The 17,766-nt window shown below is 66.4% G+C and carries 30 protein-coding genes and 1 tRNA gene; 27 read left to right on the forward strand and 4 right to left on the reverse strand.

The window, feature by feature from the left end; all coding sequences use genetic code 11:
* Window positions 1-3: 3 nt before the first annotated feature.
* Entirely contained in the window at window positions 4-108 is a 105-nt protein-coding gene (locus HPY32_RS46945; RefSeq protein WP_507236501.1) for a DUF8836 family protein, read from the reverse strand.
* A 40-nt stretch (window positions 109-148) separates the two neighbouring features.
* Between HPY32_RS46945 and HPY32_RS23570 the strand changes: the two genes are divergently transcribed.
* Complete coding sequence (locus HPY32_RS23570) at window positions 149-1,621, forward strand: recombinase family protein (protein WP_082871750.1); 1,473 nt, start codon at window positions 149-151, stop codon at window positions 1,619-1,621.
* Here the strand turns inward: HPY32_RS23570 and HPY32_RS23575 are convergent, their stop codons facing one another.
* From HPY32_RS23575 to HPY32_RS23585, 3 genes are all read right to left on the reverse strand, one after another.
* Window positions 1,622-2,344 (reverse strand): hypothetical protein, encoded by a 723-nt coding sequence (locus tag HPY32_RS23575; protein WP_156674720.1) that lies wholly within the window; start codon window positions 2,342-2,344, stop codon window positions 1,622-1,624.
* Between the two features lie 66 nt (window positions 2,345-2,410).
* The gene (locus tag HPY32_RS23580; RefSeq protein WP_067594387.1) at window positions 2,411-2,704 is read right to left on the reverse strand and encodes a helix-turn-helix domain-containing protein; all 294 of its coding nucleotides are present in this window, start codon (window positions 2,702-2,704) and stop codon (window positions 2,411-2,413) included.
* 393 nt (window positions 2,705-3,097) lie between these two features.
* On the reverse strand, window positions 3,098-3,385 hold the full coding sequence (locus tag HPY32_RS23585; RefSeq protein WP_171983031.1) for a helix-turn-helix transcriptional regulator: 288 nt from the start codon (window positions 3,383-3,385) through the stop codon (window positions 3,098-3,100).
* A gap of 171 nt (window positions 3,386-3,556) precedes the next feature.
* On the opposite strand from HPY32_RS23585, the gene HPY32_RS23590 reads away from it, so the two are divergent.
* From HPY32_RS23590 to HPY32_RS23710, 26 genes are all read left to right on the forward strand, one after another.
* Window positions 3,557-3,784 carry a helix-turn-helix domain-containing protein gene (locus HPY32_RS23590; protein ID WP_067594384.1) on the forward strand — a complete coding sequence of 76 codons (228 nt, stop codon included), beginning with the start codon at window positions 3,557-3,559 and terminating at the stop codon, window positions 3,782-3,784.
* Window positions 3,781-3,954 carry a hypothetical protein gene (locus HPY32_RS23595; RefSeq protein ID WP_156674719.1) on the forward strand — a complete coding sequence of 58 codons (174 nt, stop codon included), beginning with the start codon at window positions 3,781-3,783 and terminating at the stop codon, window positions 3,952-3,954. The genes HPY32_RS23590 and HPY32_RS23595 overlap by 4 nt, the downstream gene beginning before the upstream one ends.
* 70 nt (window positions 3,955-4,024) lie before the next feature.
* Window positions 4,025-4,201, forward strand: a complete 177-nt coding sequence (locus tag HPY32_RS23600; protein WP_156674718.1) for a hypothetical protein — start codon at window positions 4,025-4,027, stop codon at window positions 4,199-4,201.
* A complete protein-coding gene (locus HPY32_RS23605; RefSeq protein WP_156674717.1) occupies window positions 4,198-4,494 on the forward strand; it encodes a hypothetical protein in 297 nt (98 codons plus the stop codon). The genes HPY32_RS23600 and HPY32_RS23605 overlap by 4 nt, the downstream gene beginning before the upstream one ends.
* Before the next feature lie 87 nt (window positions 4,495-4,581).
* Window positions 4,582-4,767, forward strand: coding sequence for a hypothetical protein (locus HPY32_RS23610; protein WP_156674716.1), 186 nt, complete (start codon window positions 4,582-4,584; stop codon window positions 4,765-4,767).
* Entirely contained in the window at window positions 4,764-5,477 is a 714-nt protein-coding gene (locus HPY32_RS23615) for a hypothetical protein (RefSeq protein ID WP_156674715.1), read from the forward strand. Before HPY32_RS23610 ends, HPY32_RS23615 begins: the two co-directional genes overlap by 4 nt.
* Window positions 5,474-6,367 carry a hypothetical protein gene (locus tag HPY32_RS23620; RefSeq protein WP_067594374.1) on the forward strand — a complete coding sequence of 298 codons (894 nt, stop codon included), beginning with the start codon at window positions 5,474-5,476 and terminating at the stop codon, window positions 6,365-6,367. Before HPY32_RS23615 ends, HPY32_RS23620 begins: the two co-directional genes overlap by 4 nt.
* Complete coding sequence (locus HPY32_RS23625; protein ID WP_067594371.1) at window positions 6,364-6,681, forward strand: hypothetical protein; 318 nt, start codon at window positions 6,364-6,366, stop codon at window positions 6,679-6,681. Before HPY32_RS23620 ends, HPY32_RS23625 begins: the two co-directional genes overlap by 4 nt.
* 373 nt (window positions 6,682-7,054) lie before the next feature.
* Complete coding sequence (locus HPY32_RS23630; RefSeq protein WP_067596226.1) at window positions 7,055-7,858, forward strand: PD-(D/E)XK nuclease-like domain-containing protein; 804 nt, start codon at window positions 7,055-7,057, stop codon at window positions 7,856-7,858.
* On the forward strand, window positions 7,855-8,649 hold the full coding sequence (locus HPY32_RS23635) for a hypothetical protein (protein ID WP_067594368.1): 795 nt from the start codon (window positions 7,855-7,857) through the stop codon (window positions 8,647-8,649). Before HPY32_RS23630 ends, HPY32_RS23635 begins: the two co-directional genes overlap by 4 nt.
* Window positions 8,649-8,933, forward strand: a complete 285-nt coding sequence (locus HPY32_RS23640; protein WP_067594366.1) for a hypothetical protein — start codon at window positions 8,649-8,651, stop codon at window positions 8,931-8,933. Before HPY32_RS23635 ends, HPY32_RS23640 begins: the two co-directional genes overlap by 1 nt.
* A complete protein-coding gene (locus HPY32_RS23645; RefSeq protein ID WP_067594363.1) occupies window positions 8,911-9,900 on the forward strand; it encodes a DNA-methyltransferase in 990 nt (329 codons plus the stop codon). Before HPY32_RS23640 ends, HPY32_RS23645 begins: the two co-directional genes overlap by 23 nt.
* On the forward strand, window positions 9,870-11,060 hold the full coding sequence (locus HPY32_RS23650; protein ID WP_067594360.1) for a hypothetical protein: 1,191 nt from the start codon (window positions 9,870-9,872) through the stop codon (window positions 11,058-11,060). Before HPY32_RS23645 ends, HPY32_RS23650 begins: the two co-directional genes overlap by 31 nt.
* Window positions 11,053-11,292, forward strand: coding sequence for a zinc finger domain-containing protein (locus HPY32_RS23655; RefSeq protein WP_067594357.1), 240 nt, complete (start codon window positions 11,053-11,055; stop codon window positions 11,290-11,292). Before HPY32_RS23650 ends, HPY32_RS23655 begins: the two co-directional genes overlap by 8 nt.
* Complete coding sequence (locus tag HPY32_RS23660; RefSeq protein ID WP_067594354.1) at window positions 11,289-11,702, forward strand: RusA family crossover junction endodeoxyribonuclease; 414 nt, start codon at window positions 11,289-11,291, stop codon at window positions 11,700-11,702. The genes HPY32_RS23655 and HPY32_RS23660 overlap by 4 nt, the downstream gene beginning before the upstream one ends.
* Window positions 11,699-12,013: a hypothetical protein gene (locus HPY32_RS23665; protein ID WP_067594351.1), complete on the forward strand. Its 315-nt coding sequence runs from the start codon at window positions 11,699-11,701 to the stop codon at window positions 12,011-12,013. The genes HPY32_RS23660 and HPY32_RS23665 overlap by 4 nt, the downstream gene beginning before the upstream one ends.
* Entirely contained in the window at window positions 12,010-12,255 is a 246-nt protein-coding gene (locus tag HPY32_RS23670; RefSeq protein ID WP_067594348.1) for a hypothetical protein, read from the forward strand. The genes HPY32_RS23665 and HPY32_RS23670 overlap by 4 nt, the downstream gene beginning before the upstream one ends.
* On the forward strand, window positions 12,252-13,055 hold the full coding sequence (locus HPY32_RS23675; RefSeq protein ID WP_067594345.1) for a hypothetical protein: 804 nt from the start codon (window positions 12,252-12,254) through the stop codon (window positions 13,053-13,055). The genes HPY32_RS23670 and HPY32_RS23675 overlap by 4 nt, the downstream gene beginning before the upstream one ends.
* A gap of 136 nt (window positions 13,056-13,191) precedes the next feature.
* Window positions 13,192-13,419, forward strand: a complete 228-nt coding sequence (locus HPY32_RS46220) for a site-specific DNA-methyltransferase (protein WP_197696599.1) — start codon at window positions 13,192-13,194, stop codon at window positions 13,417-13,419.
* Between the two features lie 11 nt (window positions 13,420-13,430).
* Window positions 13,431-14,006: a DNA-methyltransferase gene (locus HPY32_RS46225; RefSeq protein ID WP_197696598.1), complete on the forward strand. Its 576-nt coding sequence runs from the start codon at window positions 13,431-13,433 to the stop codon at window positions 14,004-14,006.
* Window positions 14,007-14,145: 139 nt separating this feature from the next.
* Window positions 14,146-14,219: transfer RNA gene (locus tag HPY32_RS23685), tRNA-Met, on the forward strand.
* Window positions 14,220-14,402: 183 nt separating this feature from the next.
* Window positions 14,403-14,789, forward strand: coding sequence for a DUF1003 domain-containing protein (locus HPY32_RS46590; RefSeq protein WP_373686660.1), 387 nt, complete (start codon window positions 14,403-14,405; stop codon window positions 14,787-14,789).
* Window positions 14,786-15,394: a hypothetical protein gene (locus tag HPY32_RS23695; RefSeq protein ID WP_067594342.1), complete on the forward strand. Its 609-nt coding sequence runs from the start codon at window positions 14,786-14,788 to the stop codon at window positions 15,392-15,394. Before HPY32_RS46590 ends, HPY32_RS23695 begins: the two co-directional genes overlap by 4 nt.
* Window positions 15,395-15,401: 7 nt before the next feature.
* The gene (locus HPY32_RS23700; protein WP_067594340.1) at window positions 15,402-15,755 is read left to right on the forward strand and encodes a hypothetical protein; all 354 of its coding nucleotides are present in this window, start codon (window positions 15,402-15,404) and stop codon (window positions 15,753-15,755) included.
* A 142-nt stretch (window positions 15,756-15,897) separates the two neighbouring features.
* Window positions 15,898-16,221 (forward strand): hypothetical protein, encoded by a 324-nt coding sequence (locus tag HPY32_RS23705; protein WP_067594337.1) that lies wholly within the window; start codon window positions 15,898-15,900, stop codon window positions 16,219-16,221.
* Window positions 16,199-17,761 carry a terminase large subunit domain-containing protein gene (locus tag HPY32_RS23710; protein WP_171983032.1) on the forward strand — a complete coding sequence of 521 codons (1,563 nt, stop codon included), beginning with the start codon at window positions 16,199-16,201 and terminating at the stop codon, window positions 17,759-17,761. The genes HPY32_RS23705 and HPY32_RS23710 overlap by 23 nt, the downstream gene beginning before the upstream one ends.
* Window positions 17,762-17,766 lie beyond the last annotated feature (5 nt).

Below are 17,766 nucleotides of genomic sequence, written 5' to 3' on the forward strand. Positions count from 1 at the left end.
GGATCACTCGCCGGGCAGCGGGCCGCCGTCGGCCGGGTACTCGACCAGCGCCAACGTCCGCCCGGCCATGAACCGCGCGGTCCGCACCGCCGTGCCGGTGCGTGTCACCTCGCTTACATGTCAATACCCGGACCCCTATAGTGTGTGCATGACAGCACGTGAACGGCGCTCACATGGGGCGATTCTGCGGGCGATCATCTACGCCCGGGTGTCCAAGGACGACAGCACTCGCGCACGGTCGTGTGACGAGCAGATCGTTTCCTGCACTGATGATTGCGATGACGAAGGCTGGCCGATTGGGGATGTGCTCAAAGACAACGATCGTGGCGCGTCGCGGCACTCCAGGCGGGAGCGCGAGGACTTCAAGAAGCTGCCGAGCATCCTCCGGGCAGGTGATGTGCTACTGGTGTGGGAGCCGTCCCGAATCACCCGCGACATGCGCGAATTCGGCTCGTTTTGTGACCTCATGGCCGAGCGCGGCGTTCTGTTGTATTACGAGGGTCGGCTCTATGACGTCAACGACGACGACGACCGCAATCGGGTGTGGCAGGACATCCTCGATGGTGCGAAACAGGTCGGGAAGACACGTAAGCGCGTCCTGCGAGCGATGGCTGCGAACCTGAGCGAGAACAAGCCACATGGTCGAGTGGCGCCGGGCTATCAACTGGTGCGGGATCCGCGTAGCGGTAAGGTGGTGGACCGAGTGCCGCACCCACTGCAGGCACCGTTGCTGCAGGAAGCGGCGCGACGACTACTAGATCATGAATCGAGTCGGTCCGTGAGCCGGTCGATCGCGCCGCGTTGGAAAGAAGCGGGGGGCGGCCGGTTTGACCTCTGCGATATCCGGCGGATACTCACCAGCCCAACGACTTACGGCTTTCGCGTGCACTATGGCGAGGTGGTCGGGACAGGCAAATGGGAGCCGGTCCTGAATCCCGAGCTGTACCGTCCGATAGTGGGGCTGTTGAGTCGGCCCGCGACGCACCGCGGTGTGGAGCCGAAATACCTGTTGTCTCATATTGCGAAGTGCGGCGTGTGTCTGGAGGAGCGCAAGCATCCGGGGACGATTGAGCGCAAAGGCAGATTGAAGAACGAGAAGCAGAGCACGAAGCGCGGAGCGGACCGCTACACCTGCACTGTGTGTCACGGCGTCACCCGGAACCTAGAGCGTGTCGATGATCATGTTGAGGAGTTTCTCTTCTCGGAACTGGAACGCCCCGACGCTCTTGCGAAGCTGACAGCGCGCGACGAGGCGGACAGGGTGTCGGTCGACGAGGAACTCGCCACGATCGATCGCCTTACTGCCGAGCGGGATCAGTTCGTGGTCGACGCAGCGAAAACCCGGATGTCGGCGCAGGCTGTTGCCGTGTACGTCGAGCAGATTGAGGCCCAGATCACGGCGACTCAGGAGCGGCTTAATGCAAGAACCGCTTCAGTGGATCCTCTGCTGCTGGACTTGGTTGGCCCAGATGCTCGGCGGCGCTGGAAAGCGCTGGAGCTGGAGCAGAGGCGCGATATCATCCGGCGTCATCTGTCGGTCACGATCATGCGTTGGAACCGGAAGGTGTCAGACATCTGCGTCGAGGTGCGCCCAGCCAACGCATCGGTGTTGGCGGCGTAGCTATCTGCGTGGATTGCTGTGTCGGCTCCATGCGGCGATGAGTCCGGGGGTGGCGGCAAAAGCGAGTACGAGCATGGCGGGGATGCCGCCGCTGACGGCGAGGGCATGGTAGTGGTGGTGGACGTAGGCGGGCTGTGTCACGAGCAGTACGGCCATGGTGGCGACGTAGATCGCGCCGACCGTCCCCATGCCGAGCAGGCCGAGCATGCTTGCTCGCAGGTCGGGGCCGGGTTGGGTGAGTTTGGCGGCTGCGGAGACGGCGAGCAGGACGAACGCGGAGCCCCAGACGGCGAGCGTCAGCCAGTCGTGGGCGATGCTCAGCGGGTTGGATAATGTGAATTCTTCTGCGTGCGTGCGGTATTCGGGTCCGAGCCGGTAGGTGATGATCATGCCGACGGCGGCCAGGAGCAGCCCGGCGCGCCACATGAGGAGCCGGGAGCGATAACGCGGATCGGTGGCCGGATCGCGGGAGGTGAAGGTCAGCGCGAGTTTTCCGAATTGGTAGAACCCGGCGACGGCGAGCAGATGCTGCACGATGATGCGCGGGCTCGCACCGGCGATGCCGGTGGTGTCGAGCCATCGGCCGATGGAGGGGACGAAAATCACGGATGCGATTGCGAGGGCGAGCATTCCGACAGTCAATGGTCGGGTGCACGGGTCGAGACGCCAAAAGCGTAGGCGGACCAGGGCAATCGCGATGACGACGAGTACGGCGAGCAACATTTCCGCAGTGTAGAGAGGGTGACCGACAAGGGGGACCGGTTTGTCTCACGGCGGCTGGAAAGAGGCTCAGGTGCCGAGACCGAGTGCCTTGCGCAGTGCGGTGATGTTGGGTGGCAGTTCGGGTACCGCGCCTTGTTTCACCAAGTCTTCGGCCTCGTGCAGCAGGTCGGAGGCCCGCAGGCCGTAGATGCTGGCGATGGCGTGTAATTGTTCGATGTTGCAGGTTCGCTCGTCCCATTCGAGTCGGTTGTACGCGTTGCGGGACAGGCCGGTTGCTAGGTAGACGTCCTCGGCGGTGAGCCCGGCCTCGAGCCGCAGGCGTTTGATCACGTACGCCACCGCGGCGTTGAGCTCTGCCATTCGCTGAGGCTACTTGTTTCGTTCGTGAAACTGGTGCCGGAAGAGTCACGGGCACAGCACAGCCGGGTTCGTTCCGCCATACCACGGTATTAGGGGGTCGTTAGGGGGTTTTGCCAGCGGAGCGTTGGGTACTCCAGATGCCTTGCGTTGCCCCATATGGGGCAATACCCTGGGGGTCTGTTTTTTACCGAAGTTCGCTAGCAGATATCCGTCACACGGGCCCCTCACCGGGGGGTGGTGGCCCCGGCGGCGCTCATGCAGGGAGAGGACATGGGAGTGACAGACGCGCAGGTATCCGAGGCGGCGTTACGAGATCTGCGAGCCGCCGGAAGGTCGGTCTCGGTGGCGTGTGTGATCGTCGAAGCGCGCAGGCGCGGACTGGATCCAGGCGCGCTACTGGATGCCGATTTCGCGCTCGACGCTGCCGACTAGCTGACTCGGCTTGATCCCGAACGCCTTGCAGATCCGGTACATCTGGCCCATCGTCATCGATCGGTCGCCGCGTTCGAGGCGGCCGATTGTCTTCTTGTCCACGCCGATGGCCTCGGCGAGCTGTTCCTGATTCCATCCCCGCCTGGTGCGCAGGACGCGCAGTTCGATACCGACGGCCTTGTTGACCTGGGCGGTCTCGGCCTCGAAGTCCGCCGCCGCATGGCTCGGACTCGTTCCAGTGGTGTCCATACGGTCCATTCTGGGGACCGAACAGGGTCTGACGCAACTCGATCTTGCTGTGTGTTGATCACATCCCGTCACATCCCGCCACGTCCCGGGGTATCTCGGCAGTGACCGGAAGTGGACTGAACAGAACTGTACTAGGTTGAAAGAGGACCGAAAGGGGTTTACGGTGGCGGTATGGATCCTCTCAATGTCGCCACCGCCGACGCGGTACGGCGCGCGATCCGGCGGGCCGGTGAAACGCAGTCGGCGGTAGCTCGTCACGTTGGCATCTCCTCGACCAGTTGGACGCGCCGGATGGGGGCACGGACCTCGTTCCGCGTGCCCGAACTGGTACGCATCGCCCGAGTGCTGGACATCGGCTTGGACGAGCTCACCGACAAAGCGATGGAGATTGTGTCGTGAGCGCGCCAGACGATCGGCCGTGCCGTACGCCCGAGATGCAGGCGTGGATCGACGAGCAGCGTAAGCACTTCCCGCCGGAGTGGATCGACAGCGTCATTCGTGACATGCGCATGTACGAGCGAATCAATCGTGAGCGTGCCGCACGTACTGAGGCGGGCGAAGCCGCATGAACGCCCTCTTCGTAACCGAAATCTTCTGTGCCGCAGTCTTGCTTGAGCTCGACGCTAACGAGGCCGAGCGGTGAGCACTCACCGTGTGAGTCTGCCCCTGCCGCAGCGCATTCCGCACCAGCGCGTCTCGCATATCGAGTGTGAGGCGTGGGAACTGCTCGGGCTTGTCGCGTCGTCGTCGGTGCCGATCCTGGCCGGTATTGCGGTGGGGTGGTCACTGACGAGTTGGGCGGTGGCGTTGCCGTGAGCGTCGTGTTGATAGTTGTCGCCATCCTGGCGGTGGGTATGTGTGTCTGGCTGGAGCGCCGTGCCGCTGCGCATGTCCGGATGGCTGCCGTTTATGTCGCCAATGCCGCTGCGTGCGTGCGTCGTGCCGCTGAGCTGGCTGCCGCCGATCCGACGCCTGTTGAGCTCGATCACGTCGCCATCGCGCCGGTGCGTGCGTTGCGTGTGGTCGGTGCATCGTCTGCTCGCGCCGATGAGGAAAACAGCGCCGCCGGAGGCGCAGGTGCGCCCGCGTCGAGCGTCCGGCCTCGCTGACACAGCCCAATTAATGCCGAGGTCATGACTCGGACAGGGACCTGTTCCGAGATACGCCATTCCGAGAGAACGGAGGGATTCCACCTAATGGGTAAGTGCAGAGTCGGAGACGTAGGCCGCATCCCGGCTGCCAACCTTGTTGCTGCGGTCGGCCTGGGTGAGCTGGCGAAAGACCTCGCTTTCCTCGATCATCCCGAGCTGGCGGACCGCGTGCGCGCCATCCTCGCCCAGTTGGGCTATGCCGCCCGGGCGGTGGAGGGAGCGCCGTTGTGACGCCACCGCTATCGATGTCCGCAGTCGATGCCCGCGACTTGACCGAGCGAATCAAGGTCGGGGTCGAGGCTGTCTGGGAGCTGATTCGGCGGGCGTACCTGACGCGGGCATGGGCCGTGCTCGGCTATCGCTCGTGGGACGACTACTGCACGCGGGAGTTCGGTGCGAGTCGGTTGCGTCTGCCGCGTGAGGAACGGCACGAGATCGTCGTGTCGATGCGCGAGATCGGCATGAGCACCCGCGCCATCGCGGCAGCAACAGGCGTCAGCAAGAACACCATCACCGAGGATCTGCGTCAGGTGTCCCAATCTGGGACACCTGAACCAGAAGCGATTGCCGGTATCGATGGGAGAACATACCCGCCTTCGGCCTCGAAACCACCGGTCACGGATCTGATTTCGGCTAACGAGCTGGCGGAGTTGAACTCCGCGATCACCGCCCCCGCGCCGACCATCGTCACGCCGGGCCCGCTGGGGGAGAAGCCGCTGCCGCGCCCCCGCAATCGCGCGCCGCTGCCAGATTCGTTCTCGCATAAGGCGTTTGAGCTGACCAGGGCTGCGGAAAGTTTGAAAGGCAAGACAGACGACGACCGGTTTGCTCGCAACGCCGAGGAGATCGCCCGCAAGAACCTCGGTGACCTCATCCGCGCCCGAGACGCCGTGCAGTACGTCATCGACCGGTTGACCAACCAACAGAAAGGCATTTCATGACACCTTCGTCCCTGCAGCGCCACGGTGACCGGCTGGCCCTGGCCGCCGACACCATCTCCACCGACGTGGTGCTGGTCAGCAGCGCTACGGCTCGCCGGTGGCTGGCCAGTCATCGGCGGAATCGGCCGTTGTCGAAGCAGAGCGTTGCCCGCTACCAGTCCGATATGGCCGCGGGGTTGTGGACGTTCGCCGCGGACCCGATCCGGTTCGATGTGGAGGGCCATTTGATCGACGGGCGGCATCGCCTGGTGGCGCTGGCCGGGTGCGCGCCGCCGTTGTCGCTGCCGTTCCTGGTCGTGCGTGGCCTGCCCACCGAGGCGCAACTGGTGATGGATCAGGGCCGCAAACGCAACGCCGGGCAGCAGTTGTCCATGCTGGGGGTGAAGAACGCGACCACCATCGCGGCCGGGGTGCGGATTCTGCTGTTGTGGGACAGCGGCTTGCTGTTCAGGGACAACAAGCTGGCCACCCGGATCACCGTGCCGATCATCCAGCAGTGGGTGTCGGGTAATCCGGGGCCGGTCGAGTTCGTCAACGACCGACTCAGCCTGATCGTCAGTACCGATGCTGCTCCGTCGGTGGCGACCGCGTTCGCGCTGAAAACCGGCGCCGCCGCTGCCGATATCACCGAGTTGTTCTTCCGGGAGTTGCACGATCTGACCGGCCTGGCCGAGGGCAGTCCGATTCTCGCGTTGGACAGGCGATTTAGGCGCTTGCGCCGCGAGTCGATCACGATGCCGATCCGTGATCAGCTCGCGCTGTTCATCCAGGCATGGAACGCCTGGCTGGCCAACAAGACGGTGGCGAAGTTCCAGCGCCCCCGCGGCGGCACCTGGACCGCAGAATCCTTCCCCCGGCCCGACATCACCGGATCGGCGGGGTGGCAATGAGGATATGGACCGACCACGAGACGGGCGCGGAGATCACCCAGGCCCGTAGCACCCGTGAGACGGTGTCGCTGCGCGCGGCTCCCGAGCCCGGCGACCTGTACCTCGACGAGCTGCGTGAATTGGTCACGCGCAGTGCGCATCTGCCCGGTACCGCGGTCGTGTTGTGCCGCCCGGACAGGATCGATGTCGAGTACGTCGACCACGGCACCGCGGCCGATATCGAGATACCCGGCGACGAGGACCAGGCCGACCCCGGCGCGGCGTGGGATCGGGCCCGCGATCGTGAGCTAGACGAGCGTTCGGGCGTGTGGTGATGGCTCGGTACACCGATTTGGATCGGTGCGCGGCCGATGCGCTCGACCTGTGCGAGTGCGTGCGCGAGAGGGGGCCGCTGGAAACCTATCGGCACTTGGCCGCACTATGCGCGCGCGATCCCGAGAGGATGGCCCAAATCCTCATGACTCTAGCGGCTTTCGTTGATTTCGAGTCGCCGTTGAGTGTTCTGCGTGCGCGCGTCGACGCGATCGTGGAGGGCCGTGTGCGGGCCGCTGGGCGGGTGGTGACGGCGTGAGCCACGACGTCTGCCCGGTCACTGACCTGTACACCGAAGAATGCGACTGCCCGCGGCACCGGGCGAACGAGACCGTCGGGGCGCTAACGGGATTCGCGCCTGGTCTCTATCCGAATGTGCCCGAGTGGGTGTACCACGGCGGCGACCCGCGGACGTCGCTGTCGTCCAGTGGTGCGCGTGATCTGCTAGAAGTGGTTCCGTCGCAATGGATCTACGACCGCGAACACCCGAATCGAGAGCCGAGCGAGGCGCTCGAGTTCGGTACAGCGGTGCACACACTCGCACTCAGTGTCGGCGCGGCGGTGGTCGAGGTGACCGCGGGGGACTGGCGCACCAAGGACGCGCAGCGCCAGCGGGCCGAGGCGCGCGCCGCCGGACAGGTGCCGCTGCTCACCCGCCAGTACCGGGCGGCTCGCACGATGGCCGACAACCTGCGCTTGCATCCACGTTTGGCGCGTGCCCTGGAGCGGGGCACGCCGGAGATGTCGGGCTATTGGCTCGACGGGGAAACCGGTGTGCTGCGCCGGTTCCGGACCGATTGCCTGTATACGGCGCCGAGCGGCGCGGTGCTCGGCATCGACGTGAAGACCGCCGACACCGCCGATCCCGCGAAGTTCCTCAAATCGGTGCTCGCGTTCGGCTACGACATGCAAAACGACTGGTACGCCGACGGTCTCGACCATCTGCTCGGCGCCTGGCCCGCGTTCGTGTTCGCGGTCGTCGCGAAGAAGCCGCCGCATCTGGTGTCGGTCGTCGAACTCACGCCCGAGTGGCTCGACCGCGGTCGCCGCCGCAACCGCGCAGCGCTGGATCTGTTCGCCCGCTGCCGCGCCGCCGACCACTGGCCCGGCTACGGCGCCGACATCCATCAACTCGATATGCCCGCATGGCTGCACAAGCAGGAGGAATACGCCCGATGACCACCGAACTCGTCTCCGCCGGTGCCGACTACACGCCGTCGACCCTTGCCCCGGCCGGTACGGCGTCGGCCGCGCTGGCGATGCTGCAGGCGCACGCCGAGATGATGCAGACCGCCTACACGCTCGCCGAGGCCATGGTGAAAACCGCGCTGGTGCCCGCGGTCTACCGCGGCAAGGCCGAGGACGCGGCGGCGGCGATCCTGTACGGCGCCGAGCTCGGCCTGAACCCGATCCAGAGCGTGCAGCAGGTGTTCCCGGTCCACGGGCAACCGTCGGTCTACGCGCGGACCATGGTCGCGTTGCTGAAGGCCCGCGGCTACCGGATCCACACCGTCGACAGCAGTGACACCGCGGTCACGGTCGCGGGGTGCTCACCCGGCGGCGAAGAGGAACACAGCACGTGGACGATCGAGCGCGCCCGCACCGCCGGATACGTGCCGACGCTGGATGAGAAGACCGGCAAGTACAAGACCAACACGAACGGCAAGCTGATCGGGAACGAGAAGTACCTCAGCGATCCGCAAGCGATGCTTTACGCCAAGGCCGCAGCCGAGGTGTGCCGCCGCCTCGCGCCCGATGTGCTGCTCGGCATCGCCTACACCCGCGAGGATCTCGAATCCGAGCCCGACACCGCGCCACCGATCCGCGTGCCCTCCCAGCGCGTGACACCCAGCGCCGCCGACATCCTCGAAGAAGCCGCCGCCGATTCGGTCGAGAAACCGGACGCGGCAGCCGAATCCGAGCAGCTACCCATCGACGCCACCCCGGCCGAGGGAAACGAGACCGCGTGATGAGCAGTTACCACGAGGCCAAAGCATTCGAGGCACTGTCCACGTTGCCCCGCGAGATCGGCATCTTGACCGAACTTGAGATCAGCAGCGCCGCAACCGCGCACGCGTTGCTCGCGCTGGTCGGCAAGCTCGGCGAACTCGTCGAGCAGCAACGGGCGGCGAACGTCCTCGCCGCAATCGGTTCCGGCGCGCTGGATTCGGCAGACGGCCTCGCTCACGCTCGTGCGTTCATCGCAGCCCAGTTCGGTACCGGAGACGGCGATGGTCGAGCCGCATTTCGCTGACGACTCGGTGACGCTGTATCAGGGTGACGCGCTGGCAGTGGCACAGGAACTACCGACGGCCTCGGCCGATCGCATCGTGACCTCACCGCCGTATTACGGGCTCCGCGACTACGGGATGCCGGGACAGTACGGGCGCGAGGCAACGCCGGCCGAGTACGTCGAGCGGCTGCGCGCACTGTTTGGCGAACTGCGGCGAGTGCTCACCGGCGATGGGACGTTGTGGCTCAACCTCGGCGACTCCTACAGTTCGTCACCCTCCGGGCCGCCGGGCGCCACGTCCCGCTTGGGTTCCGTTGTCGTCGAACAGTCGAAAGCCACGAAAAAGGCTGCGGTCCCGCACAAAAATCTGCTCGGTATCCCCTGGCGCGTCGCATTCGCCTTGCAGGCGGACGGCTGGATTTTGCGGAACGCGATCACGTGGCACAAACCGAACGCGATGCCGGAGAGCGTGACCGATCGACTGAGCAGCCGCTACGAGCTGGTCTTCATGTTCTCGAAGAGGCGACGGTATTGGTTCGACCTGGACTCGGTCCGCGAGAACCACGCGGAAACGAGCATCGCACGTGCGGCACGAGGGTGCAGTGCGCCGGACCTCTCGCAGCAGGGGATTGGTTCTCCGAACACGCTCGACCCGGCACAGGCTGTGCATCTCCGTGGCCGGAATCCGGGTGATGTGTGGTCGATCGGCACGCATCCGTTCCCAGGCGCGCATTTCGCGGTGATGGCGCTTGCCCTGGCCGAGCGATGCGTACGGGCCGGGTGCAAGCCCGGCGGCACTGTGCTCGATCCGTTCTGCGGCTCGGGTACCACCGGGCTCGCCGCGGCTCGTCATGGCCGCAGATTCATCGGGGTCGACCTGAGTTGCGACTACCTCGAGTTGTCGCTGCGCACACGACTCCAGCAGCCCGGTCTTGATCTTGAAGGGGTGTCCGGCGAATGGCCCGTGAGTTCGCGCGTATCCGACTGAGTATCTGGGAGGACGAGCCCTATCTCGACCTCACCCCAGCGGCGCAGCACCTGTACTACGTGCTCACCACCGACCCGGGGCTGAGCTACTGCGGGTGCGTGGACTGGCGCCCGGCCCGGCTGCGTCCACGTGCCCGCGGCTGGACCCGGCCGCAGATTCACGCCGCCGCGGCCGAACTGGAGGCAGCGCGGTTCGTGCTGTTCGACCCGGACACCGAGGAGGCGCTTGTCCGCAGTCTCATCCGTTCCGACGAGCTGCTGCGCAACCCGAAACTTGCTCTTGCCGTGGTGAAGGCGTACGGGGCGCTGGCGTCGCGCACACTGCGCGCCGCGGTGGTCACCGAGCTGAAACGCGACCGCCACGAACACCCCGAGTATTCGTCGTGGTCGCACTCGATGTCGGCAGTGCAGCTGTCCCGGCTGCTGTCGCTGCCCGATCTCGACACCGTCGGCTACACCCACCGGATCACCGATCCGGTGCCGGTCGGCGAGACGCCGCGCATCGCCCCGATCACCAACGGCATTACCAATCCGAATGCCGATCAAAACGGGTACCGCATCACCAACCTGATCGGTGATGCCGAACCGGTCGCGAATACCGATGCGGATCGGTCCGTTTCACCGATCCCGACCACGGACCGGATTACCTCGGCAATTGGTGACGCGGATCGGTCCGTTTCCTACCAGCAGACCGCAGACAGCAGACAGCAGACCTCGGGGGGTTCCGTCACAGGGGTACGGCACGTGCCCGAACCGCTCCCGCCGCCGGACGACCCCCCATCCACATTTCACCCGGGCCATGAAACCGGTCCCGTCGCCCCTGCGCAGACCGGGCCGGGTGAGCCGTCGCAGTGGTGTGACCGGCATCCCGGCGGCACCCCGGACCCCTGCCGTGCCTGCCAGACCGCCCGGCAGGCACACCACGAGTGGCAGCGCGACCGCGCCGAACGCCGCCGCGTCGCCGCCGACCACAAACGCGCCGACATCGCCGACTGCGCCCTGTGCGACGAGGCCGGGTGGCGTACCCCGCCCGCCGAGCTACGCGACGCCGACCCGCCGGTCGTCCGGTGCAACCACAAGCCCGGCGAGCTGCCCGCCGCATGGCGCGCGCTCATCACCCACATGCTCGACACCACCGAGGAGACGAAACCCGATGAATGACACCATCATCCGATTGCAGCCCGGTGAACGCCGCCTCGGCCAGAACGAGGCTGCCGAGCAGCAGCTCGCCTACGCGACCGTGCCCTGCCCCGAATCGGAATGCGCGGCGCTGGTAGGTGATCCCTGCAATCGGCTGATGCCCGACGGCCGCCGCTATGAGACCCACCTCGCGCACCCGAGACGCATCAAGGTCGCCATCACCCAGCGTGCCGGGGAAGCGAGAGCTGAATGACTGGATCTTGCACCTGTTTCGTGCCTGGCTCGCCCGCGCCGCAGGGCAGCAAGCGGCACGTCGGCAACGGCCGCATGATCGAGTCGTCGAAAGCCGTCGGCCCGTGGCGGGAGCGTGTCGCCCTGGCAGTGCACGACGAGCATTGGCCGCAGCTCGCCGGGCCCGTCGCCGTCGTCCTCGAATTCGTGCTGCGGCGCCCGAAATCCGTGCCGAAGACGCGCACCCCGGCCGCGATCCGGCGCCCGGACACCGACAAGCTTGCCCGCGCGATCCTCGACGCGCTGACCGGCATCGCGTTCGCCGACGACGCCCAGGTGATCCGGCTCTGCGCAGGCAAACGACTCGCCGAGACCGGCGAGACACCCGGCGTGCACATCACGCTGACCGACCTCACCGAGGCGGACCGATGATCGGAATCCAGGTGCCCGAACCGGATCCGATCGAGGCCACAATCGTGGCGTGGTGCCGCCGAGCCAACCTGTATCGCGACGGCGCACTCGTCCGCGAAGGCGTGAACCTGCTCGGTTCCAACGAACTCGCCGCGAAGGCATGGGCGAAGGCGGTCGCGAACCACCTCGCCGCCGACGGCGAGCACGATCACGAATCGCTCGCGACATTCCTGCTCACCCAACAAGCCGCGCAGCATGTGCGCGCCTACTCGTCCGCGCCGCTGATCGCCGAGGGGCTGCTCGTCATGCTCACCGAAAGGGGCCTGCTGTGAACCCCGAGAACCTGCCCGCGCCGGACGGTTTCGCGCCGCGGCCCGGCGGCCCGCCCAGCGACGATCTGCTACGCCGCCTCGAACTGATCAGCAGCAAGGTCCCGCCACAGCGGCGACTGGCGATGGTCGGCAAGTTGCTCGCCCACATCCGGGCCAACATCTACCCCTGGATGCACATCCTGCAGCGCGCCGACGGGTCGGTCGTGGTCACCATCTCCCCGCCACCGGCCGGTGACCAGTGAGCGAGTGCCGTAACCGCCGCTGCGCACGCCCCTGCGCCGAATTCCTGTGCGCCAGTTGCGCCGAGGAACTCGCCGCGGCGCTCGACGGCGTCCCATGGCTACTCGACGAACTCGCCGTCACCGAGCTACGGCAAGACCGGGTGTCGCGTGGACTGCGATCCGGTTCGCGACCGGTCGCGCCGTTGCCGTTCCACCCGGCCGCGGCCGAGCTGCACGCGACGCTGACGAACGGGATCACCACGTGGGCAAGGCATCTCGCTGAATCACGAGGTATCGCGGGGCCGGTCGGCGACGGCAGCGACGCCGCGCGCTGGCTCGCCGACAACATCATGGCGGTGCGCCTGGACGAGGCCGCCGGGCAGATTCACGCCGAGATCACGCACGCCGTGCACGCCGCGCTCGTGGTGATCAACCCGCCGCCGCAGCTCGTCTACCGCGGCCCGTGCCCGACGATCATCGGGCAGGCCAGTTCTCACCGTCCGCGCGAGTGTGAGAGGCCGTTGTACGCCGAGGCGGGCGAGTTGTTCGTCAATTGCCCGGCCTGCGGGGTCCGGCACGATGTCGTCCGGCTCGAACAGCAACTGCTCGCCCGGATCGGTGGCCGAATGTTCGAGATCCCTGATCTTGTGCGTGTGTTGCGCGAGCTCGGCGAGCCCGTGCCGCGAGGCACGATCGTGTCGTGGGTGCACCGCGGCCAGCTGCGTGCGGTGGCGCACTCCGCTGCGGGTAAACCCCTGTATCGGCTCGACGACGCGCGAAAACGACGCACGAACCCCACACCGGCCAGCAGGTCACGCTGAAGCTTGCGCGCCGGGTGGAGGGATTCGTGACAAGATCGCTACCGCATGCAACACTGCAATGACAACGCAATAGCTGTCAGCAAGGCCCGGTCCGAATGCGGACCGGGCCTTGCTGTTTGGTGGTACAAGAAAGGCGGTGACGCCACCGATGACGGGCCACGCCGACAACGTCTGTACGCATCCACGCCCCGTGCTCGCCACCGATCAGGTCATTCATGGCGAGGCGCTGACCATCATGCGCGAGCTTCCCGACGCGACCTTCGATGCCTTGATTACCGATCCGCCGTATTGCATGGCGGTGTCACGGCCCGGGATCGCACCAGCCGCACAGCGGTGCAGAAGTACGCCGACAGCGGCTCGGTAGCGGCTCATGCGGTGCCGGATTTTCCTGATCAGCGTGATCAGCGCAGTTTCGCGTTGTGGTCGTCGTTCTGGCTGACTGAAGCGCTACGGCTGGTGCGCCCTGGTGGTCAGGCGCTGGTGTTCACCGATTGGCGGCAGCTGCCCGCGTTGTCGGACGCGGTACAGGTAGCGGGTTGGCGGTGGCGCGGAATCGTGGTGTGGCGTAAGCCCAATGCGCGCCCGAACCCGGGGTTCAAGAACGAATCCGAGTACATCGTGTGGGCCTCGCACGGGCAACTCGACTCCGATCACCGGCCGCCGTTCCTGCCCGGGGTGTACTCGATCGCCAACCCCACCGGTAAGCACCGCCATCACCTGACCGCGAAACCGGTCGAGCTGATGCGGCAACTGGTGCGGACGGTCCGCCCGGGCGGGCGCATCCTGGATCCGTTCACCGGCAGCGGAACCACTGGGGTCGCAGCGGTGGCTGAAGGCCGAGAGTTTCTCGGCATCGAAGCCGTCGACGCCTATGCACAGATTGCCGCACAACGATTGGCCGAACATGCGGAATCCGCCGGGAACACCAGTCCGCACCTGGGGCGGGCGTAGTCCCGGGCGATCTTTGCCCGCGGTTGTCGTGACAAGACTGCGACGGCGTGCAACACTGTCCAGCAGTGGGATGTCTATCCCCGCAGCCCGATCCGAGCACGACGGACCGGGCTTTTTCATGCCCGATCCCGGGCGCACGAGCGCGGTAGAGCAGTTCGGTAGCTCGCTGGCCCCATATCTCAGAGGTCACCGGTTCGAGTCCGATCCGCGCTACGGCCGACAGGCCGTATCCCGTCACCTGCCTGAATTCGCTCCCGCGACTTCGGGTTTCGCTGCATAGGAGCAAAGTTCATGTTGTCGTCGTTGTCTGCGTCGCTGGGTACGGCCCCGTGGGGCACCATCTTGCTCGATATCGCCAAGGTGCTCGTCGCCGTGATCACGGTATTCGTCTAGCCCGTGATCGTCGACGCCCATCGCGCACACTGGTGGCGGCATCCGGCCGTCCGCACCGGTGATCAGCTGACCGTCGGTGAACGCGCCGCCGACGCCGGTGTGCGCGGAATGGGTTCGTGGCCTTTCCTGTTCGGTCAGACGGTCATCGTCACCGGGTGGATCGGGTTGAATCTCACCGCGTTCGGTCTGCGCTGGGATCCGTATCCGTTCATCCTGCTCAATCTCGCGTTCTCGACGCAGGCCGCGTATGCGGCGCCGTTGATCCTGCTCGCGCAGCGCCGCCAGGACAGCAAGAACGCCGAGGTGGCGCTGCATACGTCGCAGGCGGTCGACGCGATGCTCGGCAAGCTCGACGAACTGCTCGACACCAGAGAGCAGCGGCAGGCGTGACGGGCCGTCGTTTCGTCCTCGAGCAGTTCGAGGAGTTCCTCACCGGTGGCGATCTCGCCACCATCCATACCGGTCCGATCCCGATTTGGGCGGGCTACATCATCGAGCAGAACGCGCGCGTTCTGGAGATTCTGGGAGAAGCTATGCCCGACATCGAAACTCAGCTCAAGGCCGATATCGCCTCGCTGGTCGAGTCCAACACTAAGATCGTTGCCTTGAATACGCAACAGGTTTCGCAGATCACCGATCAGCAGGCGCAGATCGCCGCACTCAAGACGCAGATCGCCCACGGCGCCACGCTCACCCTGGATGATCTTGCGCCGCTGGACGATATCACCAGCAAGATCGCGGCCACCGCCGCCGCGGCACACGCCACCGCGTCGAGTAGCGCCACCGCGCCCGCGTCGACGCCTGTCGTCGCACCGCAGCAGCCGGTCACGCCCGCGCCGACGAGCACGAGCCCGGCCGCTGGCACGGGTGCCGCCGCGCCGGCGGTGCCTGTGCAGCAGCCCATTACGAGCCCCGGTACCGACACCACCGGCAAGGTCAGCGGTGCCGACACCGGTACCGCCAGCGGCAGCACGGGCGGCGCGTCGAGCCGGTAGGCAGGAGATGCCCACTCGGACCGCGCGGCGGACAACGACGCAGCGCGGTCTCGGGTGGGTTCATCAGCAGGCGGTCGCCGCGCTGCTGCGGAGTTTGCCGGACGGCTCGCCGTGCTGGTGGTGCGGCATGCCGATGTATCGAGACCCCGCCCGCAACTTCGATCAACGGCAGCTGCAGGGCGATCACTCCACCGCCCGAGCGGTCGGCGGCACGGTGACCGACCGGCTGCTGCACGCGACATGCAACGGCTCGCGCGGCGACGGTAGCCGTGACCACCTGCGCCCGGCGATCACCGGGCAACCCGTCGATGCCGTCTCGAACCGGGATGATCGGGGTTGCTGGTGCTTGCTGGAGTGGTGACCGTGTCCGGATTTCGTGGCCGGTCGTGGGGACTCTCGTCCCGGACCGGTGTCCGATTCGCCGGGAAAAATCCGGAGGGTGGCCCTCCTGACGCCCCATCACTAGTCAAGAATTTTTTGTACGGGACGAAATGGTACGTGCAATGGCGGAAATCCTCGGCAAAACAGGCGAAAAGCTGTGTCGCGCACTGGAATTGCCCACGGATGGCTACGAAATCACCGTGTTGATCATCGAAGCGGCGCGAGTGGGGGACCGCCTGGAGCAATTGAACAGCATCCTGACCGGTGCCGTCGACGTATGGACTCGGTTGAGCACTGGCCGTGACGGCACCCTGGAAATCCGCGTCGATGCCGCGTTGCAGGAGGCGCGGCAGCAGGCCGGGACGCTGCGGCAGCTGCTCGCCGAGATTCGCCGCCAGCGCGGCGGCTACGAGCCGGACGAGGGTGATGTACTCGCTGGACTCTGATCTGGCCGAGCTGTTTTCGGCGCCGGATCCGGTGGTGTTCCCGACGCTTTCGGGACGTCAACGCCCGCATCATGTTTCGTTGTGGCCCGGGGACGATACGCACGGGCACAAAGCGATTGCGCTCGCCGGGCGGCTCTCGCCGCAGCCGATCATGCCGTGGCAGCGCGGCAATCTGCGGTGCCTGCTGCGCCGCAATCCGGAGGGCGCGTGGACCCATCCCGACGCCGTGCTGATCTGTCCTCGCCAGAACGGCAAGTCGGAGATCCTGTTGCTGCGCTGCCTGTATGGGCTGTGCGTGCTCGGCGAGAAGATCCTCTACACGGTGCAGCGGTGGGACACCGGTAAAGAGTTGCATACCCGCCTGGTGGCGTTGATCGGCGCGAGTGCGAGCCTGCGGCGGCGGTTCGCGTCCGCGCCGACGCTGTCGCAGGGGCGCGGCACCATCAAGTTGACCAACGGCGCGCAGATGGTCACCTCGACGCGGTCCGCCGATGTCGGCCGCGGTATCACCAAGCTCGATCTGCTCGTCTACGACGAGGCATACAACCTGGATCTGTCCGCGACGTCCGCGGTCGATTACGCGCAGATGGCCGCCCCGGATCCGCAGACGATCTACACGTCGTCCGCGGTGAACGCCGAGCAGCATCCGAAGGGTTTCGTGCTCGCCGATATGCGCGCGGCCGGGCTGGCCCGTGCCGAGGGCGTCTACTTCGCCGAGTACATGGCTCCCGAGCACCTACCGCATGACGCCGTGACGACCTGGGAGTACGCGAACCCCTCCTACGGGATCATCCAGACCGCGGCGAAAATGCAGAAACCCTTGCGCAAGGCGACAACCAAGGCCGGGCTGATCGCGTTCGGTGTCGAGGCGCTCGGCCGCGGCGTGTGGCCGGTGCGCACCGAGCACCGGCCCGCGCTGATCCCCGCCGAGGTGTGGGGCGGCATGGCCGATCCGGCGCCGACGCTGACGGGGCCGCGAGCAATCGCGGTGGATATGACGCCGGATCGGCGTGTGGTGTCGATCGTGGCGGCGGTGTGGACGACCGCGGGCCGGGTGCATGTCGAGCTCGGCTATCACGGGCCGCGTGCCCCGGGCACGGTGGGTTATCTGGTGTCGGTGGTGGCGCGGCTGGATCCGTGCGTGCTGGTCATCGACGCGGCATCGCCCGCGGCCTCGCTGACCGGTGATCTGCTCGCGGCCGGTGTCGAGGCGACACTCACCGGGACCGCGCAGATGGCGCAGGCGACCGGCGACTTCTACGACAAAGCGATGGCCGGGCTGCTCGCTCACACCGGTGATCCGGTGCTCGCGGAGGCGGTCGAGGGCGCGGTGAAACGCGACCTGCCCGGCGGTGGCTGGGCGTGGGATCGCAAGGGCGTCAACGTGATTTCCCCGGTGGTGGCCGCGACGTTGGCGCTGTGGGGACTGATCACCTTCGGTACGCGCACCGCGCCTGTACAGCAGCTCGTACACCGCGCGGCGGCGAGCCCGGGGGGTCGGCACCACGGTGAGGCGAACCTCGCGGTGGTCGGGTTCTGAATGGA

Source organism: Nocardia terpenica (assembly GCF_013186535.1).
GTDB classification, from domain to species: domain Bacteria; phylum Actinomycetota; class Actinomycetes; order Mycobacteriales; family Mycobacteriaceae; genus Nocardia; species Nocardia terpenica.